We start from the raw sequence: 21,838 nt of genomic DNA on the forward strand, positions 1-21,838 counted from the left end.
TGTGATGATTGATACCCTACAAGATACCGCAACTCAACTAGCGGTGTAATCTGATGAATATTCTGCTGATCTCACAATGTAGTAAACAAGCACTGCCAGAAACCCGCCGGGTACTAGACCAGTTTGCCGAACGTAAAGGCCGCCGGACCTGGCAAACGCCAATCACTCAGGAAGGACTGAATACACTGCGCAAACTGTTAAAGAAGAACGCCCGACGTAACACTGCGGTTGCCTGTTACTGGATTCGCAGCAAAAATCAGACAGATCTTCTTTGGATCGTAGGTAACCGCAGAAAATTCAATCCTGACGGCACTGTCCCGACCAATACCACGCAACGCGACATTCTGCGTAGTCAGGATGAAAACCCGATGCACAGTATTCAGACGGCAGCACTCATGGCAGCAATCGCCGGGCTGTTTCACGATTTTGGTAAAGCTGGCTTCATGTTCCAGAGGAAGCTGAAAAAAAGGTACGGGTTCGAACCCTATCGTCACGAATGGCTTTCCTGTCAGTTATTTATCCGCTTTGTTGCCGGACGCACTGATCAAGAATGGCTGCAACATCTGACACAGTTGACCGCTCAGGATGATATTGAGTTAGGTAAAGAACACGATCCAATGCAACTGCATGGTTTCACTGAGCTGCCACCGTTAGCACAATGCATTGTCTGGCTGATTCTCTCCCATCACCGAATGCCGAAAGATTACCGTCAGACCTCCGCCTTTGATGGCACAAAATCCGCATCATCAGCGTTAACCGATGTCGATAACTGGCTGAATCAGGGATTGGATGCTAACTGGAATGCTCTCAATCATCGCTATGATCAATTTAAACCGCAGGATTTTAAAGCGGTACTGAATTTCTCAGATGGTACACCAATCCGTAGCCATACCTGGCGAATGAAAGCCCGGGAGCTTGCCCGCCGGGCACTGAATCTACCCAATCTGGCTGAATATGCAGCACTTGATCAGCCTTTTCCTCTCCATATTGCGCGTATGGCGCTGATGCTGGCCGATCACACCTACTCCGCCGATGTCGCTCACAGCAAATGGCAGGATGTCGATTATCAGCTATTTGCCAATACGGATCGTAAGACCGGAGAGATGAAACAGCGTTTGGATGAGCATTGCATCGGCGTTGCACACCACGCCTACATTATTACCAGAACAATTCCCCGCTTTCGGGCTGTCATGCCCAGTATCACACGTCACAAAGAAATGAGACGTCACAGCCCGGACAGCCGTTTCCGCTGGCAAAACAGAGCATTTGATCAGGCTACCAGCCTCACCGAACGCAGTCAGCAACAAGGTTTTTTCGGTATCAATATGGCCTCAACCGGAAAAGGAAAAACACTGGCGAATGCCCGGATCATGTACGCGCTGTCAGAAGAACAACTCGGCTGTCGTTTCAGTATTGCGCTGGGGTTAAGAACCCTGACCCTGCAAACCGGTGAAGCATTGCAACAACGCCTGCATCTGCAAGAAGATGATTTGGCCATTCATATCGGTTCACAGGCAGTGAAAGATCTGTTCGACTACCAGAAAAACTCAGCAGAGGAAGAAAAGGCTTATGCAAACGGCAGCGAATCGGCAGAGATTTTTGCCGAGCATCAGTATGTCCGTTACGATGGTGAAGTCGATAACCATTATCTCAACCGCTGGCTGGAACAGAAAAGCAGTGTTCACCGTTTCATCAGTGCGCCATTGAGTGTCAGTACCATCGACTATCTGATCCCGGTTTCCGAAGGGATCAGCGGCGGTCAGCAGATCGCCCCAATGCTACGGCTGCTCACTGGTGATTTGATCATTGATGAACCGGACGATTTCTCGCTCGACGATGATCCCGCTCTGGCAAGGCTGGTCTATTTTGCCGGATTACTCGGTGCCCGCGTATTACTTTCGTCCGCAACACTGCCACCGTCACTACTCACTCACTTGTTTGCCAGCTATCAGGCCGGGCGCGCACAATATAATCAGGTAACCGGAGCACAACAGCCTCAGCCGGTCATCTGCGCGTGGTTTGATGAATTCATGCCGTACACCACCGATGTGACGTCATATACTGATTTTCTGAGCCGGCACCAAAAATTTACAGAAGACCGAGCCAGTGCACTGTGCAAAGATAAGCGGCCATTACACTGGGGAAACTGGCTGAATATCGAACCCTCTCAGGCTGGGATGAGCACATCTGAGCAGTTTGCCAGAACCGTTTACCGGGGAATCACTCAGCTCGCACCACAACACAACACAAAGTCGCAACAACCGGACTGTAAGGGTAAAACCGTCTCAACCGGGATAGTACGCATGGCAAACATCGAGCCGCTGATAGCCGTTGCCGCGCAATTGATGATGTATTCACCACCGGCAGACACCCGCATTCATTACTGTGTCTATCATAGCCAACAACCACTGGCAGTCCGCTCAGAAATCGAGTTAACCCTCGATAAACTACTCCAGCGAAATGCCGGCAATTGTCAGGATATTTTCAGTCAGCCATTGATCCAGTCGCTTCTGGCCCGGTTTACTGAACCCCATCATATCTTTGTTGTACTTGCATCTCCGGTTGCGGAAGTCGGCCGGGATCACGATTATGACTGGGCAGTTATCGAGCCCAGTTCCGTCCGTTCACTGATCCAACTGGCTGGCCGGGTACAACGCCACCGGCATATCATACCGACAACACCCAATATTTTACTGTTAACACATAATTTCAAAGCGCTGAAACAAGAAAAAATTGCCTATAGCCGACCGGGATATGAAAGCAGTAAACACTACGCATTGAATGGTTCCGAGTCTTCTTACCTGACGTTAACCTCTCATGATCTGCGAGAACAAGGTCTCGGTGATATTCTGCAACACATCAATGCCATCCCGCGCTTCACCGAACCCGAACGACAGTTACTGATCGACCAAAGCGTTCAACAGGCCAACGGTTTTATTGAACTGGAACATTTGGCAATGCTGTTAGAACTCAGAGATACCGTAAAACCGTGGTGGAATAGTCGCTATGCCCATCTGTTTGGTGAATTTCAGCGCCGCACACCATTTCGGCGCAGCCAGCCCGTAGTCGATTATGTGTTGATACCGGATGAAGACGATCCGGAGAAGCTGCCCCAGTTGCTTCAGTTTGACCACAGCCATAAAGAATGGCGTAACAGCGGCCTGTTACAGGACTGGCCCGAACCGCCTATGGCGAACGGTATTTGCGTGTGGGGCAATGCTGAATTAACCAATGTCCTTGCAGAAATTGCAGACCGTCAGGAAACGTCTCTGCGAGATACCAGCCTGATTTACGCCACCATCAATCTTGCGGCACAGAGTGAAAGCAATCTGGGCTTAACATGGTATTACCATCCGGTGTTTGGCGTGTTTAGAGGAAAGGAGATGGTGCATTGACAGTATATTCAAATAACCCTGAAGGAGGGCAAATGCTATCGCAGCAAATAGAACGCTACATCCATGAGCGCTACCTTGCCAAGCAGGAAGCGCTCGATAAAACCTACGCAAAAGCCCGGCAGGATGCCGTATCAGAGACAACCGCCGCAGAAGTTGAAACAGAATACGCGGCCAAACGGGAAAAGCTGCAACAGGATTTTCAGATCTCTCACTGGCTCGATAGCGCAGCCCAGCGTGCCTCGCAGATCAGTATGGCGACCCACGCCATCAAATTTACCCACAGTGGTGCCAAAGGCAGCAACCTGCTCGCCAGTAATCTGGGCAGCGATCCACATTATCTCGACACCAGCGCACTGAAAAAACCGGCGGTTGATGTGGTCGGAAATGCAGCGGCCCTTGACGTTGCCCGGTTATTGCAACTGACCGATGAACATGGCACTTCTCTGTTTGACTACCTGAAACAGGAAAACACCACACCACTGCAACCTTTCACCACCGATGAAACTCAACTATCCCGCTGGACTGACGGACTGAAACAGGCTCTGCATGATCAGGCACCCAGTAGCCATACGCTCGGCAAGCAGATCTATTTCCCGATCGGTGACAATCAGTATCATTTGCTGGTGCCGCTATACTCTTCTTCTCTGTCACAGGCTTTTTACGATGCCATTCACCACAGCCGTTACAGTCAGGAGATGAAAGCGGTCCGGGATGCACGAAAAAACCAGCAACCACACAACACACCGCTGGTTGCCTACCCTGATTTGGCCGTGACCATTGCCGGCGGCTCCAAACCGCAGAATGTCTCGCAACTCAACTCTGGCCGTGGTGGCCGTAATTATCTGTTTTCGGCCCGCCCGCCTGTCTGGCAAACCCGGCAGAAACCACCGCTCACCAGTGACAATATCTTTACTCATCCTGAGTTACGTTACCTGACCCGCGACACGATTCGTCAACTAAGACGTTTTCTGACTCGGCTCAATCAACAGCAGACCGACAGCAACCAACGCATCCGTAACTATATCAGACAACAGGTTGATGAAGTGATCGATCAAGCCCTGAGCAAAGCGGGTCAGTGGCAACAGCTCCCGGCCCGCTGGAGCGATCAGGCAAGCGATTTACCCTTAGCACAACGCCGCTGGCTCGATCCGGAGCATCCGCAATGGGATCGTCATGACCAGCAGTGGCAGCAAGAGCTTGCTCAAAATTTTGGTCTGTGGCTGAAAGACAGCCTCAATTATCACAATCAGGAAAGTTTTGTACTGGGCAATGAGGAAGTTGAGATCTGGAAGAAAGCATTTCTTGAAGCCTTGCAGGAGGCAGGACAATGAGCGAACAATATCTGATCCTCAAACGTATTCAAGTGAGTGGCGCCAATGCAATTTCCGGATTTACTTATGGTTTTCCGGCGGTGACCCATTTCCTCGGCTATGTCCATGCGCTTTCACTCAAACTGCAACACAATCATAAAATTACCCTGAGTGATGTTGCCATCATCTGCCATCACCATCAGCTTCATGCTTACCGGGAATCCCGCTACGAACCGTATGCATTCGCCCAGACCCGCAATCCGCTGACCAAAGAAGGCAAAACTGCCCCGATTAACGAAGAGGGGAAAATGAATATGAGCGTCTCACTGATCATCCGGGCCAGTGGTTTCAATGTCGTCAATGAGGCCGGGCAAAAAGCACAGTGCGAACTCATCCGGGAACTGGCAATACAACAGAAACTGGCCGGAGGCCGGATTACCGGGATACAAAGCTGTTTTCTCAGTAGCGGCGACACACCCCGCAAACTGTTACGTCCGTTACTACCCGGCTTTGCCTTGATTGATCGTTCAGCGCTGCTGGCAGAAAAAAATCAGAAGAACAAGGACAATCAAATGCTGGAAAACTGGCTCAGTTTTTCTGCTTTCAAATATGCGGCCACCGATGAACCACTGGAAGAAGACCCAGATAAAGTCAAATGGCAACAGGTTGATCAGCATGAAGGCTATCTGGTCCCGATTCAGATCGGCTACAAACAGCTCGCCAAACCTTATTCTCCCCGTGAAGTCAGCCATGTGCGTAACCCAGATGTCCCGGTCAGCTTTGTCGAAGCGATTCACAGCATCGGGGAATGGATCGGCGCGCCAAGCCGACTCGACTCACTATCAGAATTGATGTGGCAATATCATTATCAGGAAGAATCCCCTTTCTATGTTTGCCACAGTCAACAGACCATCAACGCTATTTCTGCCGGACAAGACACTGACCGGAAAGAGCTCGATTTTGGAATTTAAGGAACTCAACATGACAAAATTAACCACCCCTTCCGTTTTAGCTTTTGAATCGAAACTGGCCTGTTCTGATGCCGTAATGCTTTCCGGCAACTGGCAGGAAAAGGATAAGGCAGAGCTGTGGAAACCGATTCCGGTCATTGAAAAATCGGTCCGCGGCACGATTTCCAACCGGCTCAAAGGAGCCAAAGCCAGTAAGCTTGATGCTGAAGTTGAAAAAGCCAACCTGCAAACCGTCGATAATGCCGCACTGCCATTTCAGAACGACACCCTGAAAGTGATGTTCACTCTGCGGGTACTTGGCGGCTTGGGTCAGCCATCAACCTGTAACAGCCCGGATTATCAAACCAAACTACAGAAAAAAGTCACTGATTATGTCAGCCAGTATGGCTTCGGCACACTGGCAAATCGCTATGCCACCAACCTTACCAACGGGCGTTTTCTGTGGCGTAACCGGATCGGAGCCGAGCAGATTGAAATCCGCATCCAATGTCAGGATCAACAATGGACATTTAATGCCCATGACTTTTCACTCCGGAACTTTGACCAACAGAATCCGTCTGTCACTCAGATGGCTCAGATGATTGAACAGGGTTTACTGGGTGAAAAAACGACATTGTTATCGGTAGAAGCTTATGTTCAGCTCGGCGAAGGTCAGACCGTTTTTCCTTCTCAGGAACTGGTCCTCAATAGCGGGGATAAAAAAAGCAAATACCTGTATCAGCTTGACGGACAGGCTGCGATGCACTCCCAGAAAATCGGCAATGCACTGCGCACCATCGACACCTGGTATTCACAGGCAGACGAGTTCGGTCCTATCGCTATCGAACCATATGGTAGCGTCACCAATCGGGGTGTGGCCTATCGCCAGCCAAAAGAGAAGAGTGATTTTTACACCATCATCGACCAATGGATGCTGAAAGATGAAATCCCACAGGAAAACGAGCAGCATTATATGATGGCGATGCTGATTCGCGGTGGTGTATTCGGGGAGTAAGTATGGATTATTATCTCGATATACAGGTTGAGCCAGACCCGGAGATGAGTGCTCCGGTACTGATCAATCACCTGTTCGCTAAATTTCACCGGGTGATGATGCAAATTTGTCCCAACCAGATAGGTGTCAGTTTCCCGCATTATGGTAAAACTCTTGGTTCAGTATTACGTTTGCACGGTACGCAAACCGAGCTTGAAACATTGATGGCAGAAAACTGGCTGAAAGGTCTGCGGGACTATACCTGTGTGAGCCCTATACAGGCAGTGCCTGATTGCATTCATGGATATTGCACGTTTTCCCGGATTCAGCAAAAAAGTCCGCATAATATGCGCAAACGCTCCATAGCAAAGGGTTGGCTAACACCAGAGGAAGCACTGACAAAGATCCCGGATTCACAACAAAAGTGTCTGGCACTTCCTTACCTGCAACTGCAAAGTCTCTCGAATAAACAGGTTATGCGGATATTTGTTCAACGGGGAGAACTGAACCAGAAACCGGTCAGCGGTTCATTTTCCAGTTACGGCCTGAGCCGCAGTACAACCGTTCCCTGGTTCTGACCCTGTTTTTACCCTATTTTTCACCCCGGATATAACTGTTTGATTTATATAGACCATATTCGGAGCCTGAAAAATAGGGTTTTTCGGGTGATTTCCGTCTCCGCTCTTTAATAATCCGGTCTGCAAAGATATATTGAACCCTTCACTGCCGTATAGGCAGCTTAGAAAGGCTCCGGAGTAAACCTGATATCGATAACCGACTTCACTGCCGTATAGGCAGCTTAGAAAAAGCGACGGATGGCATCGAACACGTAACGCTCCTTCACTGCCGCATAGGCAGCTTAGAAAAATAAAGACCGTAACCCTCTAAACCATAATCACTTCACTGCCGCATAGGCAGCTTAGAAATCATTCGTCCTGTCAGCGGCCAAGGCGATTAGCTTCACTGCCGCATAGGCAGCTTAGAAATCACTGCCGAGGAACAGGCGGCAGCAGCGGAGCTTCACTGCCGCATAGGCAGCTTAGAAATCATAAACTTCTGTCAGGATGGTAATATTGAACTTCACTGCCGCATAGGCAGCTTAGAAACATTAAATCGCCTTCAGGCAATAACGACCAACCTTCACTGCCGCATAGGCAGCATTAGAAAATGCAAATACCGGTGTTTTTCAAGATCAATGCCAAAATCCATAAGGGATTTTACGAGGGTCCGTAGGTAAATCTCTCAATCCATATTCATCTTGCAAATAACGTTTTTCAAAATTTCGTCTTCTTGCACCATCTGCCGGTAATTCTCTAAGAATATTAACAATATGCTGTATTTGAGGATCATTAAATCTTCTTCCTTGCATCAAATAATCATGAAGAAGTGGTATTAATTCACAATAAAGCTCATCAGCATGAGATCTATCGTCAAATACCCCTTTCACTATTTTATAAACAGTGTATACAGGGCCACCTTTTCTTATATTAGAGATCACACTTGCTACGTTCACGCCTAGCTTCCTTAAATAGAATAGTAAAAATGAAAATATTGATGATTATGTCAAAACCAAAAGTAGACATTAGATCAGTGGGATCTTGTTCTGAATACTTAAAATATGGATAGATATAAGAAATCAATGTCATTAAAACTGTAATATATGCCAGTAAAAACAACTGCTTATAGCTAAATAGTGAAGTCCCTTTATAAACAGAAAATAATGCAATCAGGACAAAATAGTTTGAGAATACCCCGACTGTATTTATCACTTTCTCAAAAATATCGCCCACGTACTGATACCCACTAACTACAGAGAATGCAGAAATGACAACTAAAAATATGATTATTGAGAGATATTTATCTGACTTAGCCATAAGAACCTCCTTAAAAAAAATGAGTCTATCACAATAATTTCAGGGGCAAAAACTTGCTCAGTCGTGCAGGCGAATGCCATATACTTTCAGCGGGGAATCAGGTTTCTGTCTGGGGTGTTCAATGCCAGACTCTTTGTTCTGTGGCGATTTGACCCACCTGAAATCTTGCAAAATTTCAAGGTAATTATGGAGAATGACTGGGTAAAACGCTGGTTTTAACCCTATTTTTTCACGTTGATATAACCTATTGATTTATATAGACCATATTCGGAGCCTGAAAAATAGGGTTTTTCGGATTATTTCCGTCTCCGCTCTTTAATAATCCGGCCTGCAAAGATATATTGAACCCTTCACTGCCGTATAGGCAGCTTAGAAATACACCGCCAACCGATGGGTGAAGAATTGAAACTTCACTGCCGTATAGGCAGCTTAGAAATGGTTAAGGCTGTTCAGGAATTTAATCAACAGCTTCACTGCCGTATAGGCAGCTTAGAAACGGGGACATGGCCAGCTGATCACATCGATGCCCTTCACTGCCGTATAGGCAGCTTAGAAAAGGGTGTATTCATTGCCTGGAAACAGCTTGGGCTTCACTGCCGTATAGGCAGCTTAGAAAACGAAGATCATCACATTCATCAACGTACAGGCCTTCACTGCCGTATAGGCAGCTTAGAAACTGCAACATACACCCACCGGCTAAACTCCTGACTTCACTGCCGTATAGGCAGCTTAGAAATTTCTCCCCTCCGCTTGATCTGGATCTATCGTCTGCCTCTGGTTTTGAAAATTTGAACTATTTTACTGAAAAACGCGTTAGTTCCTGATCGGGCCTCTTGATAGCCTACAGACATTGATTATTACTGTTCAGCGAAATGAAATACGTAGGTATTTCGAGGAGTTACGCGATGTCTAATATGTTTTATATCCCTTCTTCTAACCTGATGGGTCCGGGCTGTTTGTCTGATGCAGCGAAAGAAATCGCGGCTCATGGTTTTAAGAATGCTTTGATTGTCACCGATAAAATCCTGAATCAAATCGGTGTGGTGGCAAAAGTAACAAAATTGCTTGCGGACTCAGAAGTTCAGGCCGTTGTTTTTGATGAGACCAAACCGAATCCAACCGTAGGTAATGTGGAAGCCGGGCTGGCGATACTCAAAGCAAACCAGTGTGACTGTGTGATTTCTCTGGGTGGCGGTTCACCTCATGACTGTGCAAAAGGTATCGCTTTGCTCGCGACCAACGGCGGAGAGATTAAAGACTATGAAGGGATTGATCAGTCAGCCAAGCCTCAGTTGCCTCTGATTGCAGTCAATACAACAGCGGGTACTGCATCGGAAATGACCCGTTTTTGCATTATTACCGACGAAGTCCGTCATATCAAAATGGCGATCGTTGACAAGCATGTCACGCCAATGATGTCAGTCAATGATCCGGAACTGATGCTGGCCAAACCTGCATCACTGACAGCCGCAACCGGTATGGACGCACTGACTCACGCGATTGAAGCTTATGTCTCGATTGCAGCGACACCGATTACGGATGCGGTCGCATTAAAAGCGATTGAAATGATTCAGGGTAACTTACGTCAGGCGGTCGCACACGGTGATGATATCAAAGCACGTGACAACATGGCTTATGCGCAGTTTATGGCGGGCATGGCTTTTAATAATGCCTCACTCGGTTATGTCCACGCGATTGCGCATCAGCTTGGTGGCTTCTATGATTTGCCGCATGGCGTATGTAACGCGGTGTTACTGCCCCACGTTCAGAAGTACAACAGCACCGTGGCTGCGGGCCGTCTGGCAGATATTGCGGTAGCGCTTGGCGTTGAGACGAAAGAGATGACTGACACGGATGCTGCCAGTGCAGCCATTGCTGCAATCTGTCAGTTGTCGGCTGATGTCAACATCCCGAAAGGGTTGCAGGAACTCGGTGTTCAGGAAGCCGATTTCGACGTATTGGCCGAAAACGCACTGAAAGATGCCTGTGGTTTTACGAATCCACAGCAAGCCACACATGAAGAAATCGTTGCGATTTTAACAGCAGCCATGTAATACCAATCGCAGTCATTATCTGAGCTTGATATCAGCTCTGCGGTCACCATTCAAGCATACGGGCAACCCACATCATATCTGTCGGGTTGCCCATTCTGTATTTGAGTATAGATCTTTTAGTGAGTTTTTTATTAATATAGGCGCCCGGCAATATCCCAAAGCTTTATCGCATCATTCATCTGTGGATAGCCGTTTATCTGATGCCTGTATAGAGATCGCCCGATTACATGAAGAGACTGAATTGTTTTTCCCGCATCGCAGAGACCGAATTTGGTCTGGCGACCAATCACGTCAATATCCTCTACTACGATCTGCCAAGGCATTTTCATGATGAATACCGTTCTTATGAGTCGCCACGATTGTGCACGATCCTCAGCGGCACCAAGCAGGTCAGTATCAATCAGTCCGAGCAGTTCAGTTACCAGAAAGATCAATGTGTTCTACTGCCGCCTCATTCCAATGTCTATATGTCGATGTCTGAGTCGACCCAGGCACTTGTCTATGAGTTCAGCGATGAACTCATAGAAGAGGTACGAGCGAAAGTCAGCGAACAGTTGCTGATTGAAGACACGCCGGGGTTTGACACACACGCTTTCCATCTGGAATCTGTGCAGCAGCGGCTGTCGGTACTTCATCACCGAGTTCAGGATGTGCTGCTCAATGAAAAAGAGAGTATTGGTTTCCTGCTCGATTTGACCTGTCAGGAGCTGGTCTATGAGCTGCTCAAGCGTCAGGGTTGTCAGAAAATCTTACTGGATAACGCCAGTCATCCGGTGACTAAAGCCATTCGCCTGATGAAATCAAACCAAGGCCCATTATCCATTTCACAGCTCGCAGAAGAGGTAAACATGTCTTTACCTAACTTCAGCCAGAAATTCAAACTGGTGACCAGTCATACGCCGAAAGAATACGCGACGAAGATTCGTCTTCATCAGGCCCGACACTTTCTCAAACAGCTATCGGTCACGGATACGGCTTATGAACTGGGTTATGAGAATATCTCACATTTCATCCGCCTGTTTAAAAAAGAATTCGGCCTCACACCGAAACAGTTCAAACTCAACAATACAGGTACACACTACTCCTGAGGATACATTCAGGTCAGCTTGTGCTGGATTTGGTACGCTCAGACCAACTGCCCGAATCCGGGAAATCAAACTCCCCGCACTTCTTTCGGAGACATCCCTTTGATTTCTCGGAACACCTTGGAAAAATAACTCAGATTATTAAATCCGGTGCTGAATGCAATATCGCTGATCTTCCGATCAGTCGTGCTGAGTAAATAACAGGCATTTCTGATTCGGGTCTGATTAATATACTGAAAAATCGTCAGTCCTGTTGATTTCTTAAATGCTCTGCATGCGTATTCTTTGCTGATGTTGGTTGCCCGGGCGATCTCGTCAAGGTCAAGTTCCTGCTCATAGTGAGAGTGGATGAAAGAGATAATGGATTTGACGATACTCAAATTTGTTTTGACCCGGTGCTCAGAGACCAGCTCGTGAAATGATCCTTCTAAAAACAGTGCCCACAAGTTAAGCATCCGTATTTTGATATGCAGCTCCCAACATTCGGGCTGATGTTTAAATAACTCGATGATATGAGCCAGGCAGACCTGACATGCTGCATACGCAGATAATTCGATCACTATATTTTTAAATCGACGCTGAGAAAATAAAAATTCATTGAAGTACTTGTCTTCAATCAGATCATTCACTTTATTGGCAATCAGAGCACTATCCCATACCACAGCATAATGATGAGAAGGTTCTCTGGATTCATTCACGATCGAATGCAACTGCTGAGGATTGACGATCATCAGTTGATGGGCTTTCAGATAAACGCTCTCACCATCAACAATCACTTTCAGGCATCCCTGAGTCACCCAAATCACCTCGTACTCGTCATGCCAGTGAGCTTCGACACGATAAACACATTTTTGATCAAAATGATCATAAAGTTTAATCGGAAAGTCTTTCTTGCCATGTTCGGTGACTTCTTTGCCTGACTTAATCATGATTCTATATTGAGTTTTGTCACAGTTATCCATCAAGGTCAATATAGTATTAGTATTGGTCAATATTCAGCAATTTTTATCATAAAAAGGTTAATAGAATTGCAATCCACAGCAAATAAACAGGATGCTTCTATGACCCGAAATGTTGCAGAACAGCTCCTCCGCTACCTCGGAGGAAAAGAAAATATCAGCGCGCTGGCACACTGTGCTACCCGCCTGAGACTCGTCGTTAATGACCGTTCTCTGGTTGATTTTGAAGAAATTGACAAGATTGACTTAGTCAAAGGCCAGTTTGAAATTTCAGGTCAGCTACAAATCATTCTCGGCACCGGTATTGTCAATACTGTTTATGCCGAAATGGCCGCACTGACAGATATCCGGGAGATGTCGACCAAAGAGGTTTCTCAGGCTGGCGTCAAGAAACAGAATGTAGTCCAGCAGGCAGTAAAAACACTGTCGGACATTTTTGTGCCGATTATTCCTGCCATCGTTGCAGGCGGCTTGCTGATGGGGGTTTATAACCTGTTGACGGCAAAGGGGCTGATTATTGACGGCATGTCAATCATTGAAGCTTATCCGGGAATCGAACAACTCGCGTCACTGATCAATACATTTGCCAATGCACCTTTTGTTTTTCTGCCTGTTCTGCTGGCCTTCTCTGCCACATCCCGGTTTGGTGGCAACGCTTATCTGGGAGCTGCACTGGGAATGCTAATGGTTCATCCGGATCTGCTTAATGGCTGGGGATTCGCCGGAGCCAGTCTGAACGATAAGATACCGGTCTGGCATATTCTGGGCTTTGATATTCAGAAAGTCGGTTATCAGGGTTCGGTACTTCCGGTTCTGGTTTCTGCTTATATTCTGGCTAAAACCGAGATCAATCTCCGTAAAGTGATTCCCAGTATTCTGGATAACTTACTGACACCATTACTCAGTATATTTATCACCGGAATCATCACATTCTCATGCGTTGGTCCGCTCACCCGGGATATCGGCTTTTTTATCGGTGATGGTCTCAACTGGTTATACGAGACTGCCGGTATCATTGGCGGTGGCGTCTTCGGATTTATTTATGCGCCATTCGTGATTACAGGAATGCATCATAGCTTCATCGCGATCGAAACTCAGTTGCTCTCTAATATTGCGACTACCGGCGGATCGTTTATTTTCCCGGTTGCTGCGATGTCAAATATTGCTCAGGGCGCATCCTGTCTGACTTTCTCGTGGCTCAGTCGCGATAAGAAAGTGACAGGTATGGGAATTCCTGCCGGTATTTCTGCCATGTTGGGTATTACCGAACCTGCTATGTTCGGCGTTAACTTAAAGAATAAGTATCCGTTTATTGCGGCAATCTGTGCTTCGGCAATTGGCTGTATGTATGTCACAGCTTTCCATGTCAAAGCACAGGCAATGGGTGCTGCCGGTATTCCCGGAATTATTTCCATTCGGCCTGAATCTGTCTCCTTCTACATGATCGGCATGCTGATCACTGCCGGGAGCGCATGCGGCTTTACCTATATTTTGAGAAAACGTGAAATGAGAAAATTACGTCTGTCTCAGGCTAATTAATATTTATCTCCGCAAAAATCTGACCGGATGTCCAGAGCGGAACGTTTGCATTGAATTAATTAGCTTTTTTATTCACAGACAGGCATCTGCTGCCTGTCTTTATTCGTATACAGGAGAGATAAGGTGTTTCACGATAAAAATTGGTGGAAAAACGCGGTCATATACCAGATTTATCCCCGTTCTTTTTACGATACCAACGACGATGGCATTGGCGATATACAAGGTATTATTCAAAAACTGGATTACATCAAGAGCCTGAATGTCGATGCCATCTGGTTATGTCCGGTCTGCACATCACCGGATGTCGATAATGGCTATGATTGCAGCAATTATCTGGAAATCGATCCCCGTTATGGCACCAATCAGGATATGTCTGACCTAATCGCCGCAGCCGGAGAAAGAGAAATGGGGATCATTATTGATTTGGTATTAAATCATACTTCGGATCAACACCGATGGTTTCAGAATGCGCTCACCGGGCGTGATGCGAAATTCCGGGACTTCTATATCTGGGGAGAAGGAACAACGGATCACTACGGAAACAGGTTACCGCCCAACGATCTGCAATCCAATTTTGGTGGTTCAGCATGGGAATATCATCGGGAAACCGATCAGTTTTATCTTCATCTGCATGATAAAAGCCAACCGGATCTCAACTGGAGCAATCCTCAGGTAAGAGATGCACTCTACGGTATTGTTCAGTTCTGGATTGATCAGGGTGTTGCCGGATTTCGTCTGGATGTGATTGATTTAATCGGCAAAGAGCCATTTCAGAACATCACTCAGAATGGCCCGAAAATGCATGATTATATTCATGAACTTGCGGGAAAAACCTTCGCCGGTCAGCCCGTGATGACCATTGGTGAAACCTGGGGAGCCACGCCGGAAGAAGCTTTAAAATTTATCGCCCCCGAACGGCAGGAGCTCAATATGGTTTTCCAGTTCGAACCGATGCAACTGGATAAACAGGCAGGCGGACAGCGCTGGGATCTGGCGCCACTGGATAAGCTTGCCTTCAAAAAAAACTATCTCAAATGGCAGACCAGCCTCAGAAACCGTGGCTGGAATGCTCTGTTTGCCAATAACCACGATCTGCCAAGAGTGGTGTCCCGATGGGGCAATGACAGAGAATACCGGGCTCAGTCAGCCAAAGCACTGGCCGCAGTACTGTATCTGATGCAGGGGACGCCTTTCATTTATCAGGGGGAAGAAATCGGGATGACGAATATCCCGTATGATTCAATCGATGATTTCATTGATATTGAAACCATCAACACCTGGCATGAAAGGAAGCAACGGGGAATTGCCGAAACAGAAATTCTCACATCACTCAGAGCCAAATGCCGGGAAAACGGACGAACACCGATGCAGTGGAATAGCCAGCCTTATGCCGGTTTTTCAACAGCTTCACCCTGGTATGCTGCCAATCCCAACTACCCGGAAATTAATGTCGCAATACAAGAGAGTGATCAACACTCAATACTCAATTTCTATCGGACTTTACTGCAATACAGAAAAGAGAACCCGGTGATCCGAGACGGAGAGTTTCAGCTACTTCTGACAGATCACCCGGATATTTTTGCCTATCAAAGAGCCACTCAGGAACAATCGGTATGGGTCATTGCAAACCTCAGCGATCGTTGTACTTCATGGGCCCAAACCCAGTTCAAAGAACCCGGCAGAAAAATCATGTTCTCAAATTACCCGACAGACCATCATGAAATACAGGAAAGAATGACACACGAAACGATTCGATTCGCCCCATGGGAATTGTGGGTGATTGAAGGTTAGCAAGTAAAATTCAGGGCTATTGAAAACGGGGGAGAATTTATTCTCAGGCAGTTCATACCTTTTTAGAGAATGTCAGAAAAATTGTCCCTGATTTCTTTCCTGAAAAATCCCGATTCTTAAGTCTTTCCTAAGATTTCCATCTTAACCTGCTGATTGAATTTGTTTGCACATGAGAAAGTATCTTTATGGGAATCCTGAATCATCGGCTACTTCACAAATATTGGCACTCACATATTTCTCCGCTGACAGCTGCTACGCTTAATGTAGATGACAGAATATCAGATAACCTGATCCGAAAATAAGGAATGCATTCAGGTGAATCATATGCCGTATCAGTTTTCTCATCGCTTCTACCTACAACAAGCCGGAATACTGTTTGTTCTTGCTGCGGTATTTTTTGTGCTTTCAAGATATCGTCCATTTGACCTGTATTTCAGTGATCTCTGGTTTGATCCGCAGATAAACCGCTTTCCTCTCACCGAAAATTACTGGCTTGAGGTGGTCAATCACCATTACGTCAAATACTTTGTAATTGCGATTGCAACAGGAACACTGATACTCGGCATTATTCAGAAAAAATTCCACTGGATTGCTATCGCGTTAATCATGGCTTCAGGGCCGGCAATCATCGGCTTATTAAAATCGTTCAGCCATCACTCCTGCCCCTGGGATCTGATCCGATACGGCGGTAGCGGACACGAATACCCGCTACTTGGCAGTATCCCGGAATTTCCCGGTGATGGGCGCTGTTTCCCTGGTGGACATGCTTCCGGAGGATTCGGGCTGATGGCATTTTATTTTCTTCTCTACCCAATATCCCGGCGTATGGCAACATGGGCGATTATTGGTGCTCTTAGTCTTGGCATGATTATGGGCTATGGTCAGGTCATGCGGGGCGCGCATTTCTTTAGTCATAATCTGTGGACAATATGGTGGGTCTGGAGTATTCAGCTTATCCTTTATTACCTGTATACCTTCGGTTATTACCGCCTGTTTCCGGATAAAGAATCATCACATTAACCGATAAAGATACAGTACTGATTCAGCATTGGTTCTATCCAATGAAACGATTACTATTTATGCAATACAAATCATATATAATGTTTTCTTGTTAACCAGATCACATCGTTGATTACATCGTTTGGCAAAGTATTCATCCGCAACATATACAGTAATAAATAAAATAATATTTCGTTGAACTTTTGTTCAATTAGAATTTTCAATTTAAAATACTGTTGTACGATGAAAATAAAAAACTTCTTCAAAGAATTAAAATTATCCTATCATTCTGTCACGTTCTTACTTGCTATTTATTTTGCTTTTGTATTAAATCTGCCATTATACAAGTCACTCCATGAAATTTTTAACCGGTTAGACGCTGTAGATACCGGATTCATCATTTCTATTCCATTTTTTCTTATTTTTTCCTTAACAATACTTTTTAGCCTGTTTTCATGGCCGAAGATAACCAAAGTATTCTTCTCTATACTCATCCTGACATCAAGTGTTGTCTGTTATGCCACGTACAATTACGGTGTTATTTTTAGTTCGGAAATGATAGAGAATTTTGTTGAAACCAATGTTGGTGAAGCTGAGGCATATTTAAGTGCCCGCTCAGTTATCTGGTTTATAGTCTCGGGACTCATACCGACTATTTTATTAATTATTACGCCACTAAAAACTGAAAAATTACTCCCTTTTTTAGCCAAAAAAACAGGTATAATTGTTATTTCAGCACTGGGGATTTTGATTATTGCTTCAGCATATTATCAGGATTATGTATCTGTCGGACGAAATAATAGTCATGTCAAAAAAATTATTATTCCGACATATTATGTCAACGGTATTGCCAGCTATATACACCAGACTTATTTTTATACACCGCTCCCTTATGTCCAGATCGGACTGGATGCAAAACAGACGGCGACACCCGGAGAAAAACCATCGTTAGTCGTGCTTATGCTGGGTGAAACCGCCAGAGCGCACAACTACCATTCAAATGGTTATCTGAGACCAACCACGCCATTCACCGATCCACTGAATGTTATCTCGTATAAACATGTATATTCTTGTGGTACTGCAACCGCAGTCTCCGTTCCCTGCATGTTTTCCAGACTCAACAGAAGTAACTATAACGAACAACAGGCTTATCATCAGGATAACCTGTTAGATGTATTACAAAGAGCCGGGATTGATATCTTCTGGAAAGAAAATGACGGGGCAAACAAAGGAATCCCAAAAAATGTCAAATATCAGGAACTCATCCGAAGTTCCGAATATCCTTTGTGTAGTATTGCCGGATGTATGGATATGGCTTTACTCGATGACTTCGATAAAGATATTGAAGCATTACAGGGCAATCGTTTTATTGTTCTTCACATGATGGGCAGTCATGGACCAACCTATTTTGAGCGTTATTCAAAAGAATTTGCTCATTTTCTGCCTGACTGCCAGAGAGCCGATATTGAGAACTGTACTCTTGAGCAGTTGATCAATACCTACGATAACACCATCCGCTACACCGATTATGTTATCGCCCAGACCATAATCCGCTTAAAACAGCTGTCCGAACAGTACAACATTGCACTGATCTATTTATCTGATCATGGTGAATCTTTAGGTGAGAATGGCATTTATCTTCATGGTTTACCCTACTCGATCGCCCCCGATGAACAGACTCGTGTACCGTTTATAGTGTGGTTGTCCGACGGATATAAAGCAGCGCAGCATCTTGATGAGTCCTGTCTGAGAGAGCAGGCTGAAACGGAACACTTTTCGCAGGATAATCTGTTTGATTCGATCCTTGGTGCGCTCAACGTTTCAACCCACATCTATCAACCGGAAAAGGATATGTTTTCAGCCTGCCGGATGAATAAATAGTAACAGGGGCGATTCAGCCCTGCATATTTCGGTCAGCCGGATAACGCATTGGTGGTAATCCGGATATTGCCCTGAAGCGGCCGGACTTGTGATGGAATGAACCGATAAGGTTTAACCAGACTGTCAGACGGCGAATGAAAGAGCCGTCTTAATACTTTAGCGGCGTCAAACGCCGTAATATCACGGATATGAACACAGCGTTCTCCCAGCAGACCATATTCTTCAGGATTGGTATGAGTATAAAGCCCGATACATTTCGCATCGGCTGCATCCGCCAGATGGAGTGGCCCGGTATCACAACTGATAAAAGCATCGGTATATTTCAGAAAACAGGCAAGTTCTCTTAAGCTGGCATTTTTATAAATATGAGCGCCGGATTTCAGCGGTGCTTCAATTTCAGGTCCCATAATTTCAACCCAGGTGATTTTCTCCTCCGAACTGTGCTCAAACTTATCCAGTATCGCCAACCATGCTTCATCGGAAAGCCACTTGTTACCTCTCGCTCCCCGGAAAAACGCAATACACCTCCCTTCATCAGGACAAATCATCCGTCGTTCCGACTGACCTTCTGATAATTCCAGATGACTGAAACTCATCTGATGCCGAATTTTATGGGCTGGTGTCTGAATCATCTGCGGCAATAGCGACAGACATTTCAGAGCCATGTGTGAATGAGTGGATTGCTCAGGAAAAGTATGGGTAAAAGCCTGACTATAGTGTTGATTGGTAAATGCGACTTTATTTTTCGCCCGGATCAGAGCGCAGATGATCGAATCCTGTGCCGAGCCAAATGGCATCAGACAGAGGTCGAATGACGACTTTCTTAACACCGATAAAGTACTGAAACATTGCCGCAGTCTGCTAAAAGAGAACTGACTGAAGACAAATTTACCGACTCCTATATGGGCAAATATGTCCCGCTGTTGCGGAGATTTAAGCACCAGAGTGATATGGGCATGAGGAAAGGTCTGTCTGACCTGACGGATAAATGGTATCAGAAAAACCGTATTTCCCACCCGGCTGTTATTGCGTACGATGACTATACGGTGAACCCTGTTCGTCGGAAGTAAGGCATCATCAAGCATGGTACGGTTTTTTATCATTCCCAGAAACCCGTTCAGAAACACAGACATCCGTTTCTTCCGGGCGCGATCAAATCGGCGTAAAGCATTTTTCAGATGTAATTTCGTGTAGGCCGGTAACCTGCTCATTTGCGTCCCCTTAGATTTTCATCTTACTAACTGATGAAAGAGTCTAAGGGGCAAATATTAAGATTTACTTAAGGACCGGCCTGCCAGTCTAAATCGACACCGTAATCCAGCGGTGATCGATCCCTTGCCCCGGTGTGTTTTCCGGTTTCCCGGATACGGAATGATCAACAATCTTACCGTTTTCAAACTGAATCAGCTGATCCGCCAGATGGAAATAACGGTCATCATGACTAATCACAATCACCAGTTTATTCTGACGTTTCAGCTCAGGGATAATCCGGGTGTAAAAGATTTCCCGGAAACGGGGATCCTGATCAGCGGCCCACTCATCGTACAGGCAGACCGGCGTATTCTCGATATAAGACATCAGCAACGCCAGACGCTTTTTCTGCCCCTGAGACATGGCAACGGAAGAAAGTTTGCCATCTTTTGAGGTGACTTTGCTGCCAAGCTCCAGATCCAGCAGGTACTTCTCAATCACCGCATCACTTTCCGGTTCTCCGGCTTCGTTCAGGACATGCTCAAACAAGTGAAAGTCAGAAAAGATGGTTGAAAACATCTGTTGATATTCATGCAGTTCAATCGTGTCTGACACCACCTGCTCATCCAGCCGGATTGTCCCCTGACTCGGCTGATACAACCCGACCAGCAGTTTGGCAAATGTCGATTTACCGCTCCCGTTACCACCAGTGAGAAATATCGCTTCTCCACGCCGGAATGCAGCATGAACCGGACCAACGTGGAATGTATATTCATCATCACTGTCCGGCTGATACTGAAACTGAAGATTCTCAACAGACAGCGTTTGCCAGGAATCACACGCTGCTGACGACTCGCTCTCACCTTCGGTGGTACGCTCAAAGTCATCCAGATCAGCCAGCGCCAGTTCTTCAATCTTGCGGTAAGACGCCGAACAGTCACTGAAGCGGTTGATCGAATCAACCACACTCTGCAACGGATTCACCATATACAGAATGGTCAGAACAAATGTCACCACGACTTCAAGCGGCACATCGGGAAAATAAACCCGGCTGCCGAAGACAATCACCCCAATCACAAAAAACACCAGAGTGGAAGCCATACTGCCCAGCATAGTAAAAATCACCGAAACCTTGATACTTCGCTGGCGAATGGCCTTGAAGTTAGGTTCAAGAATCTGGTTGTAGGTAAAACGACGCCGATTGGCATTGATACTCAGCTCTTTAATCCCGTCAACCAGCGTTCTTAATCCTGAGAACATCTCATCTTCGTATTCCCGCAGCAGCGTGTAGTGACGAAAACCGATTTTCAGGAAGAACTTTGCAATGATGATAATCGCGGAAATCAAAATAAAGACCACCACAAACAACTGCCAGGAGGTATACATCATGTATCCCAGACACAACAGCACACTCACCAGGCTATACATGAAACCGGGCAGGATCAGTAACCCGTCCGACAGCTTCGTCACATCGGTTTTCATCGCAGCCATAACCCGGTGCCCGCCGATTTTTTCCAGCATTGCATAAGACGTCGACAACAGACGTTTTGCCAGCGCATCCCGGAACTCATAGACAATCCGCGCACTGAGCTTTGCCAGCAGATAGCGGGAAGTCAGACTGAACAGCAGCACAACGAAAACAGCCCCGACAAAAATCAGGAAAGCATGAGGGCCGGGAGATTTCCCGGCACCAATCAAACTGACCTGAGTGGTCATGATTTTCAGCATCAGAATCCCTGCCAGCGCACCAATGACGCTCAGGAATGTTGCCGATAAAATCGACCATTTAAAACGACTTAAAATGGATTTAAACATG

General features: G+C 46.2%; 16 protein-coding genes and 2 CRISPR repeat arrays. Of the genes, 11 read left to right on the plus strand and 5 right to left on the minus strand.

Annotated elements, in window-relative coordinates; genetic code table 11:
- The first annotated feature begins 53 nt into the window (after positions 1-53).
- The 5 genes from cas3f to cas6f are packed head-to-tail and all read left to right on the plus strand — an operon-like array spanning position 54 to position 7,227.
- Complete coding sequence (cas3f, locus tag OCU74_RS20570) at positions 54-3,395, plus strand: type I-F CRISPR-associated helicase Cas3f (protein WP_087482899.1); 3,342 nt, start codon at positions 54-56, stop codon at positions 3,393-3,395.
- 32 nt (positions 3,396-3,427) lie between these two features.
- Positions 3,428-4,726, plus strand: coding sequence for a type I-F CRISPR-associated protein Csy1 (gene csy1, locus OCU74_RS20575; protein ID WP_087482898.1), 1,299 nt, complete (start codon positions 3,428-3,430; stop codon positions 4,724-4,726).
- Positions 4,723-5,676, plus strand: a complete 954-nt coding sequence (gene csy2 / locus OCU74_RS20580) for a type I-F CRISPR-associated protein Csy2 (protein ID WP_087482897.1) — start codon at positions 4,723-4,725, stop codon at positions 5,674-5,676. The genes csy1 and csy2 overlap by 4 nt, the downstream gene beginning before the upstream one ends.
- 10 nt (positions 5,677-5,686) lie before the next feature.
- Positions 5,687-6,670 carry a type I-F CRISPR-associated protein Csy3 gene (gene csy3, locus OCU74_RS20585; protein WP_087482896.1) on the plus strand — a complete coding sequence of 328 codons (984 nt, stop codon included), beginning with the start codon at positions 5,687-5,689 and terminating at the stop codon, positions 6,668-6,670.
- A 2-nt stretch (positions 6,671-6,672) separates the two neighbouring features.
- Positions 6,673-7,227 carry a type I-F CRISPR-associated endoribonuclease Cas6/Csy4 gene (gene cas6f, locus OCU74_RS20590; RefSeq protein WP_087482895.1) on the plus strand — a complete coding sequence of 185 codons (555 nt, stop codon included), beginning with the start codon at positions 6,673-6,675 and terminating at the stop codon, positions 7,225-7,227.
- Positions 7,228-7,367: 140 nt separating this feature from the next.
- Positions 7,368-7,816: a CRISPR direct-repeat array (repeat unit 28 nt; unit sequence CTTCACTGCCGTATAGGCAGCTTAGAAA).
- A 25-nt stretch (positions 7,817-7,841) separates the two neighbouring features.
- On the opposite strand, the gene OCU74_RS20595 is transcribed toward cas6f, so the two are convergent.
- Both OCU74_RS20595 and OCU74_RS20600 read right to left on the minus strand, forming a co-directional pair.
- Complete coding sequence (locus OCU74_RS20595) at positions 7,842-8,162, minus strand: hypothetical protein (RefSeq protein WP_143693318.1); 321 nt, start codon at positions 8,160-8,162, stop codon at positions 7,842-7,844.
- A complete protein-coding gene (locus OCU74_RS20600; protein WP_087482894.1) occupies positions 8,137-8,523 on the minus strand; it encodes a hypothetical protein in 387 nt (128 codons plus the stop codon). The genes OCU74_RS20595 and OCU74_RS20600 overlap by 26 nt, the downstream gene beginning before the upstream one ends.
- Before the next feature lie 348 nt (positions 8,524-8,871).
- Positions 8,872-9,259: a CRISPR direct-repeat array (repeat unit 28 nt; unit sequence CTTCACTGCCGTATAGGCAGCTTAGAAA).
- Between the two features lie 169 nt (positions 9,260-9,428).
- Between OCU74_RS20600 and yiaY the strand changes: the two genes are divergently transcribed.
- Both yiaY and OCU74_RS20610 read left to right on the plus strand, forming a co-directional pair.
- Complete coding sequence (yiaY, locus tag OCU74_RS20605; protein ID WP_087482893.1) at positions 9,429-10,577, plus strand: L-threonine dehydrogenase; 1,149 nt, start codon at positions 9,429-9,431, stop codon at positions 10,575-10,577.
- Between the two features lie 227 nt (positions 10,578-10,804).
- Positions 10,805-11,665 (plus strand): helix-turn-helix domain-containing protein, encoded by an 861-nt coding sequence (locus tag OCU74_RS20610; protein WP_087482892.1) that lies wholly within the window; start codon positions 10,805-10,807, stop codon positions 11,663-11,665.
- 65 nt (positions 11,666-11,730) lie between these two features.
- On the opposite strand, the gene OCU74_RS20615 is transcribed toward OCU74_RS20610, so the two are convergent.
- Positions 11,731-12,591, minus strand: coding sequence for an AraC family transcriptional regulator (locus tag OCU74_RS20615; RefSeq protein ID WP_159457480.1), 861 nt, complete (start codon positions 12,589-12,591; stop codon positions 11,731-11,733).
- A 132-nt stretch (positions 12,592-12,723) separates the two neighbouring features.
- Between OCU74_RS20615 and OCU74_RS20620 the strand changes: the two genes are divergently transcribed.
- From OCU74_RS20620 to OCU74_RS20635, 4 genes are all read left to right on the plus strand, one after another.
- On the plus strand, positions 12,724-14,160 hold the full coding sequence (locus tag OCU74_RS20620) for a sucrose-specific PTS transporter subunit IIBC (RefSeq protein WP_087482890.1): 1,437 nt from the start codon (positions 12,724-12,726) through the stop codon (positions 14,158-14,160).
- Positions 14,161-14,283: 123 nt separating this feature from the next.
- Positions 14,284-15,951 (plus strand): glycoside hydrolase family 13 protein, encoded by a 1,668-nt coding sequence (locus OCU74_RS20625; protein WP_087482889.1) that lies wholly within the window; start codon positions 14,284-14,286, stop codon positions 15,949-15,951.
- A gap of 324 nt (positions 15,952-16,275) precedes the next feature.
- Positions 16,276-16,971 carry a phosphatase PAP2 family protein gene (locus OCU74_RS20630; protein WP_087482888.1) on the plus strand — a complete coding sequence of 232 codons (696 nt, stop codon included), beginning with the start codon at positions 16,276-16,278 and terminating at the stop codon, positions 16,969-16,971.
- Positions 16,972-17,193: 222 nt separating this feature from the next.
- Positions 17,194-18,831 (plus strand): phosphoethanolamine transferase, encoded by a 1,638-nt coding sequence (locus OCU74_RS20635; protein ID WP_087482887.1) that lies wholly within the window; start codon positions 17,194-17,196, stop codon positions 18,829-18,831.
- A 32-nt stretch (positions 18,832-18,863) separates the two neighbouring features.
- On the opposite strand, the gene OCU74_RS20640 is transcribed toward OCU74_RS20635, so the two are convergent.
- Positions 18,864-20,042, minus strand: a complete 1,179-nt coding sequence (locus OCU74_RS20640) for a glycosyltransferase family 9 protein (protein ID WP_087482886.1) — start codon at positions 20,040-20,042, stop codon at positions 18,864-18,866.
- An 88-nt stretch (positions 20,043-20,130) separates the two neighbouring features.
- A complete protein-coding gene (locus OCU74_RS20645) occupies positions 20,131-21,837 on the minus strand; it encodes a cyclic peptide export ABC transporter (RefSeq protein WP_087482885.1) in 1,707 nt (568 codons plus the stop codon).
- Position 21,838: the final 1 nt, after the last annotated feature.

The organism is Vibrio mangrovi (assembly GCF_024346955.1).
Taxonomy (GTDB): Bacteria; Pseudomonadota; Gammaproteobacteria; order Enterobacterales; family Vibrionaceae; genus Vibrio; species Vibrio mangrovi.

Excerpts from the sequence above, each read along its gene's own strand:
- cas3f (WP_087482899.1), top strand. The coding sequence starts at position 54 with ATGAATATTCTGCTGATCTCACAATGTAGTAAACAAGCACTGCCAGAA.
- csy1 (WP_087482898.1), top strand. The coding sequence starts at position 3,428 with ATGCTATCGCAGCAAATAGAACGCTACATCCATGAGCGCTACCTTGCC.
- OCU74_RS20645 (WP_087482885.1), bottom strand. The coding sequence starts at position 21,837 with ATGTTTAAATCCATTTTAAGTCGTTTTAAATGGTCGATTTTATCGGCA.
- OCU74_RS20630 (WP_087482888.1), top strand. The coding sequence starts at position 16,276 with ATGCCGTATCAGTTTTCTCATCGCTTCTACCTACAACAAGCCGGAATA.
- OCU74_RS20615 (WP_159457480.1), bottom strand. The coding sequence starts at position 12,591 with ATGATTAAGTCAGGCAAAGAAGTCACCGAACATGGCAAGAAAGACTTT.
- OCU74_RS20610 (WP_087482892.1), top strand. The coding sequence starts at position 10,805 with ATGAAGAGACTGAATTGTTTTTCCCGCATCGCAGAGACCGAATTTGGT.
- OCU74_RS20640 (WP_087482886.1), bottom strand. The coding sequence starts at position 20,042 with ATGAGCAGGTTACCGGCCTACACGAAATTACATCTGAAAAATGCTTTA.
- OCU74_RS20620 (WP_087482890.1), top strand. The coding sequence starts at position 12,724 with ATGACCCGAAATGTTGCAGAACAGCTCCTCCGCTACCTCGGAGGAAAA.
- cas6f (WP_087482895.1), top strand. The coding sequence starts at position 6,673 with ATGGATTATTATCTCGATATACAGGTTGAGCCAGACCCGGAGATGAGT.
- csy3 (WP_087482896.1), top strand. The coding sequence starts at position 5,687 with ATGACAAAATTAACCACCCCTTCCGTTTTAGCTTTTGAATCGAAACTG.
- yiaY (WP_087482893.1), top strand. The coding sequence starts at position 9,429 with ATGTCTAATATGTTTTATATCCCTTCTTCTAACCTGATGGGTCCGGGC.
- csy2 (WP_087482897.1), top strand. The coding sequence starts at position 4,723 with ATGAGCGAACAATATCTGATCCTCAAACGTATTCAAGTGAGTGGCGCC.
- OCU74_RS20600 (WP_087482894.1), bottom strand. The coding sequence starts at position 8,523 with ATGGCTAAGTCAGATAAATATCTCTCAATAATCATATTTTTAGTTGTC.
- OCU74_RS20635 (WP_087482887.1), top strand. The coding sequence starts at position 17,194 with ATGAAAATAAAAAACTTCTTCAAAGAATTAAAATTATCCTATCATTCT.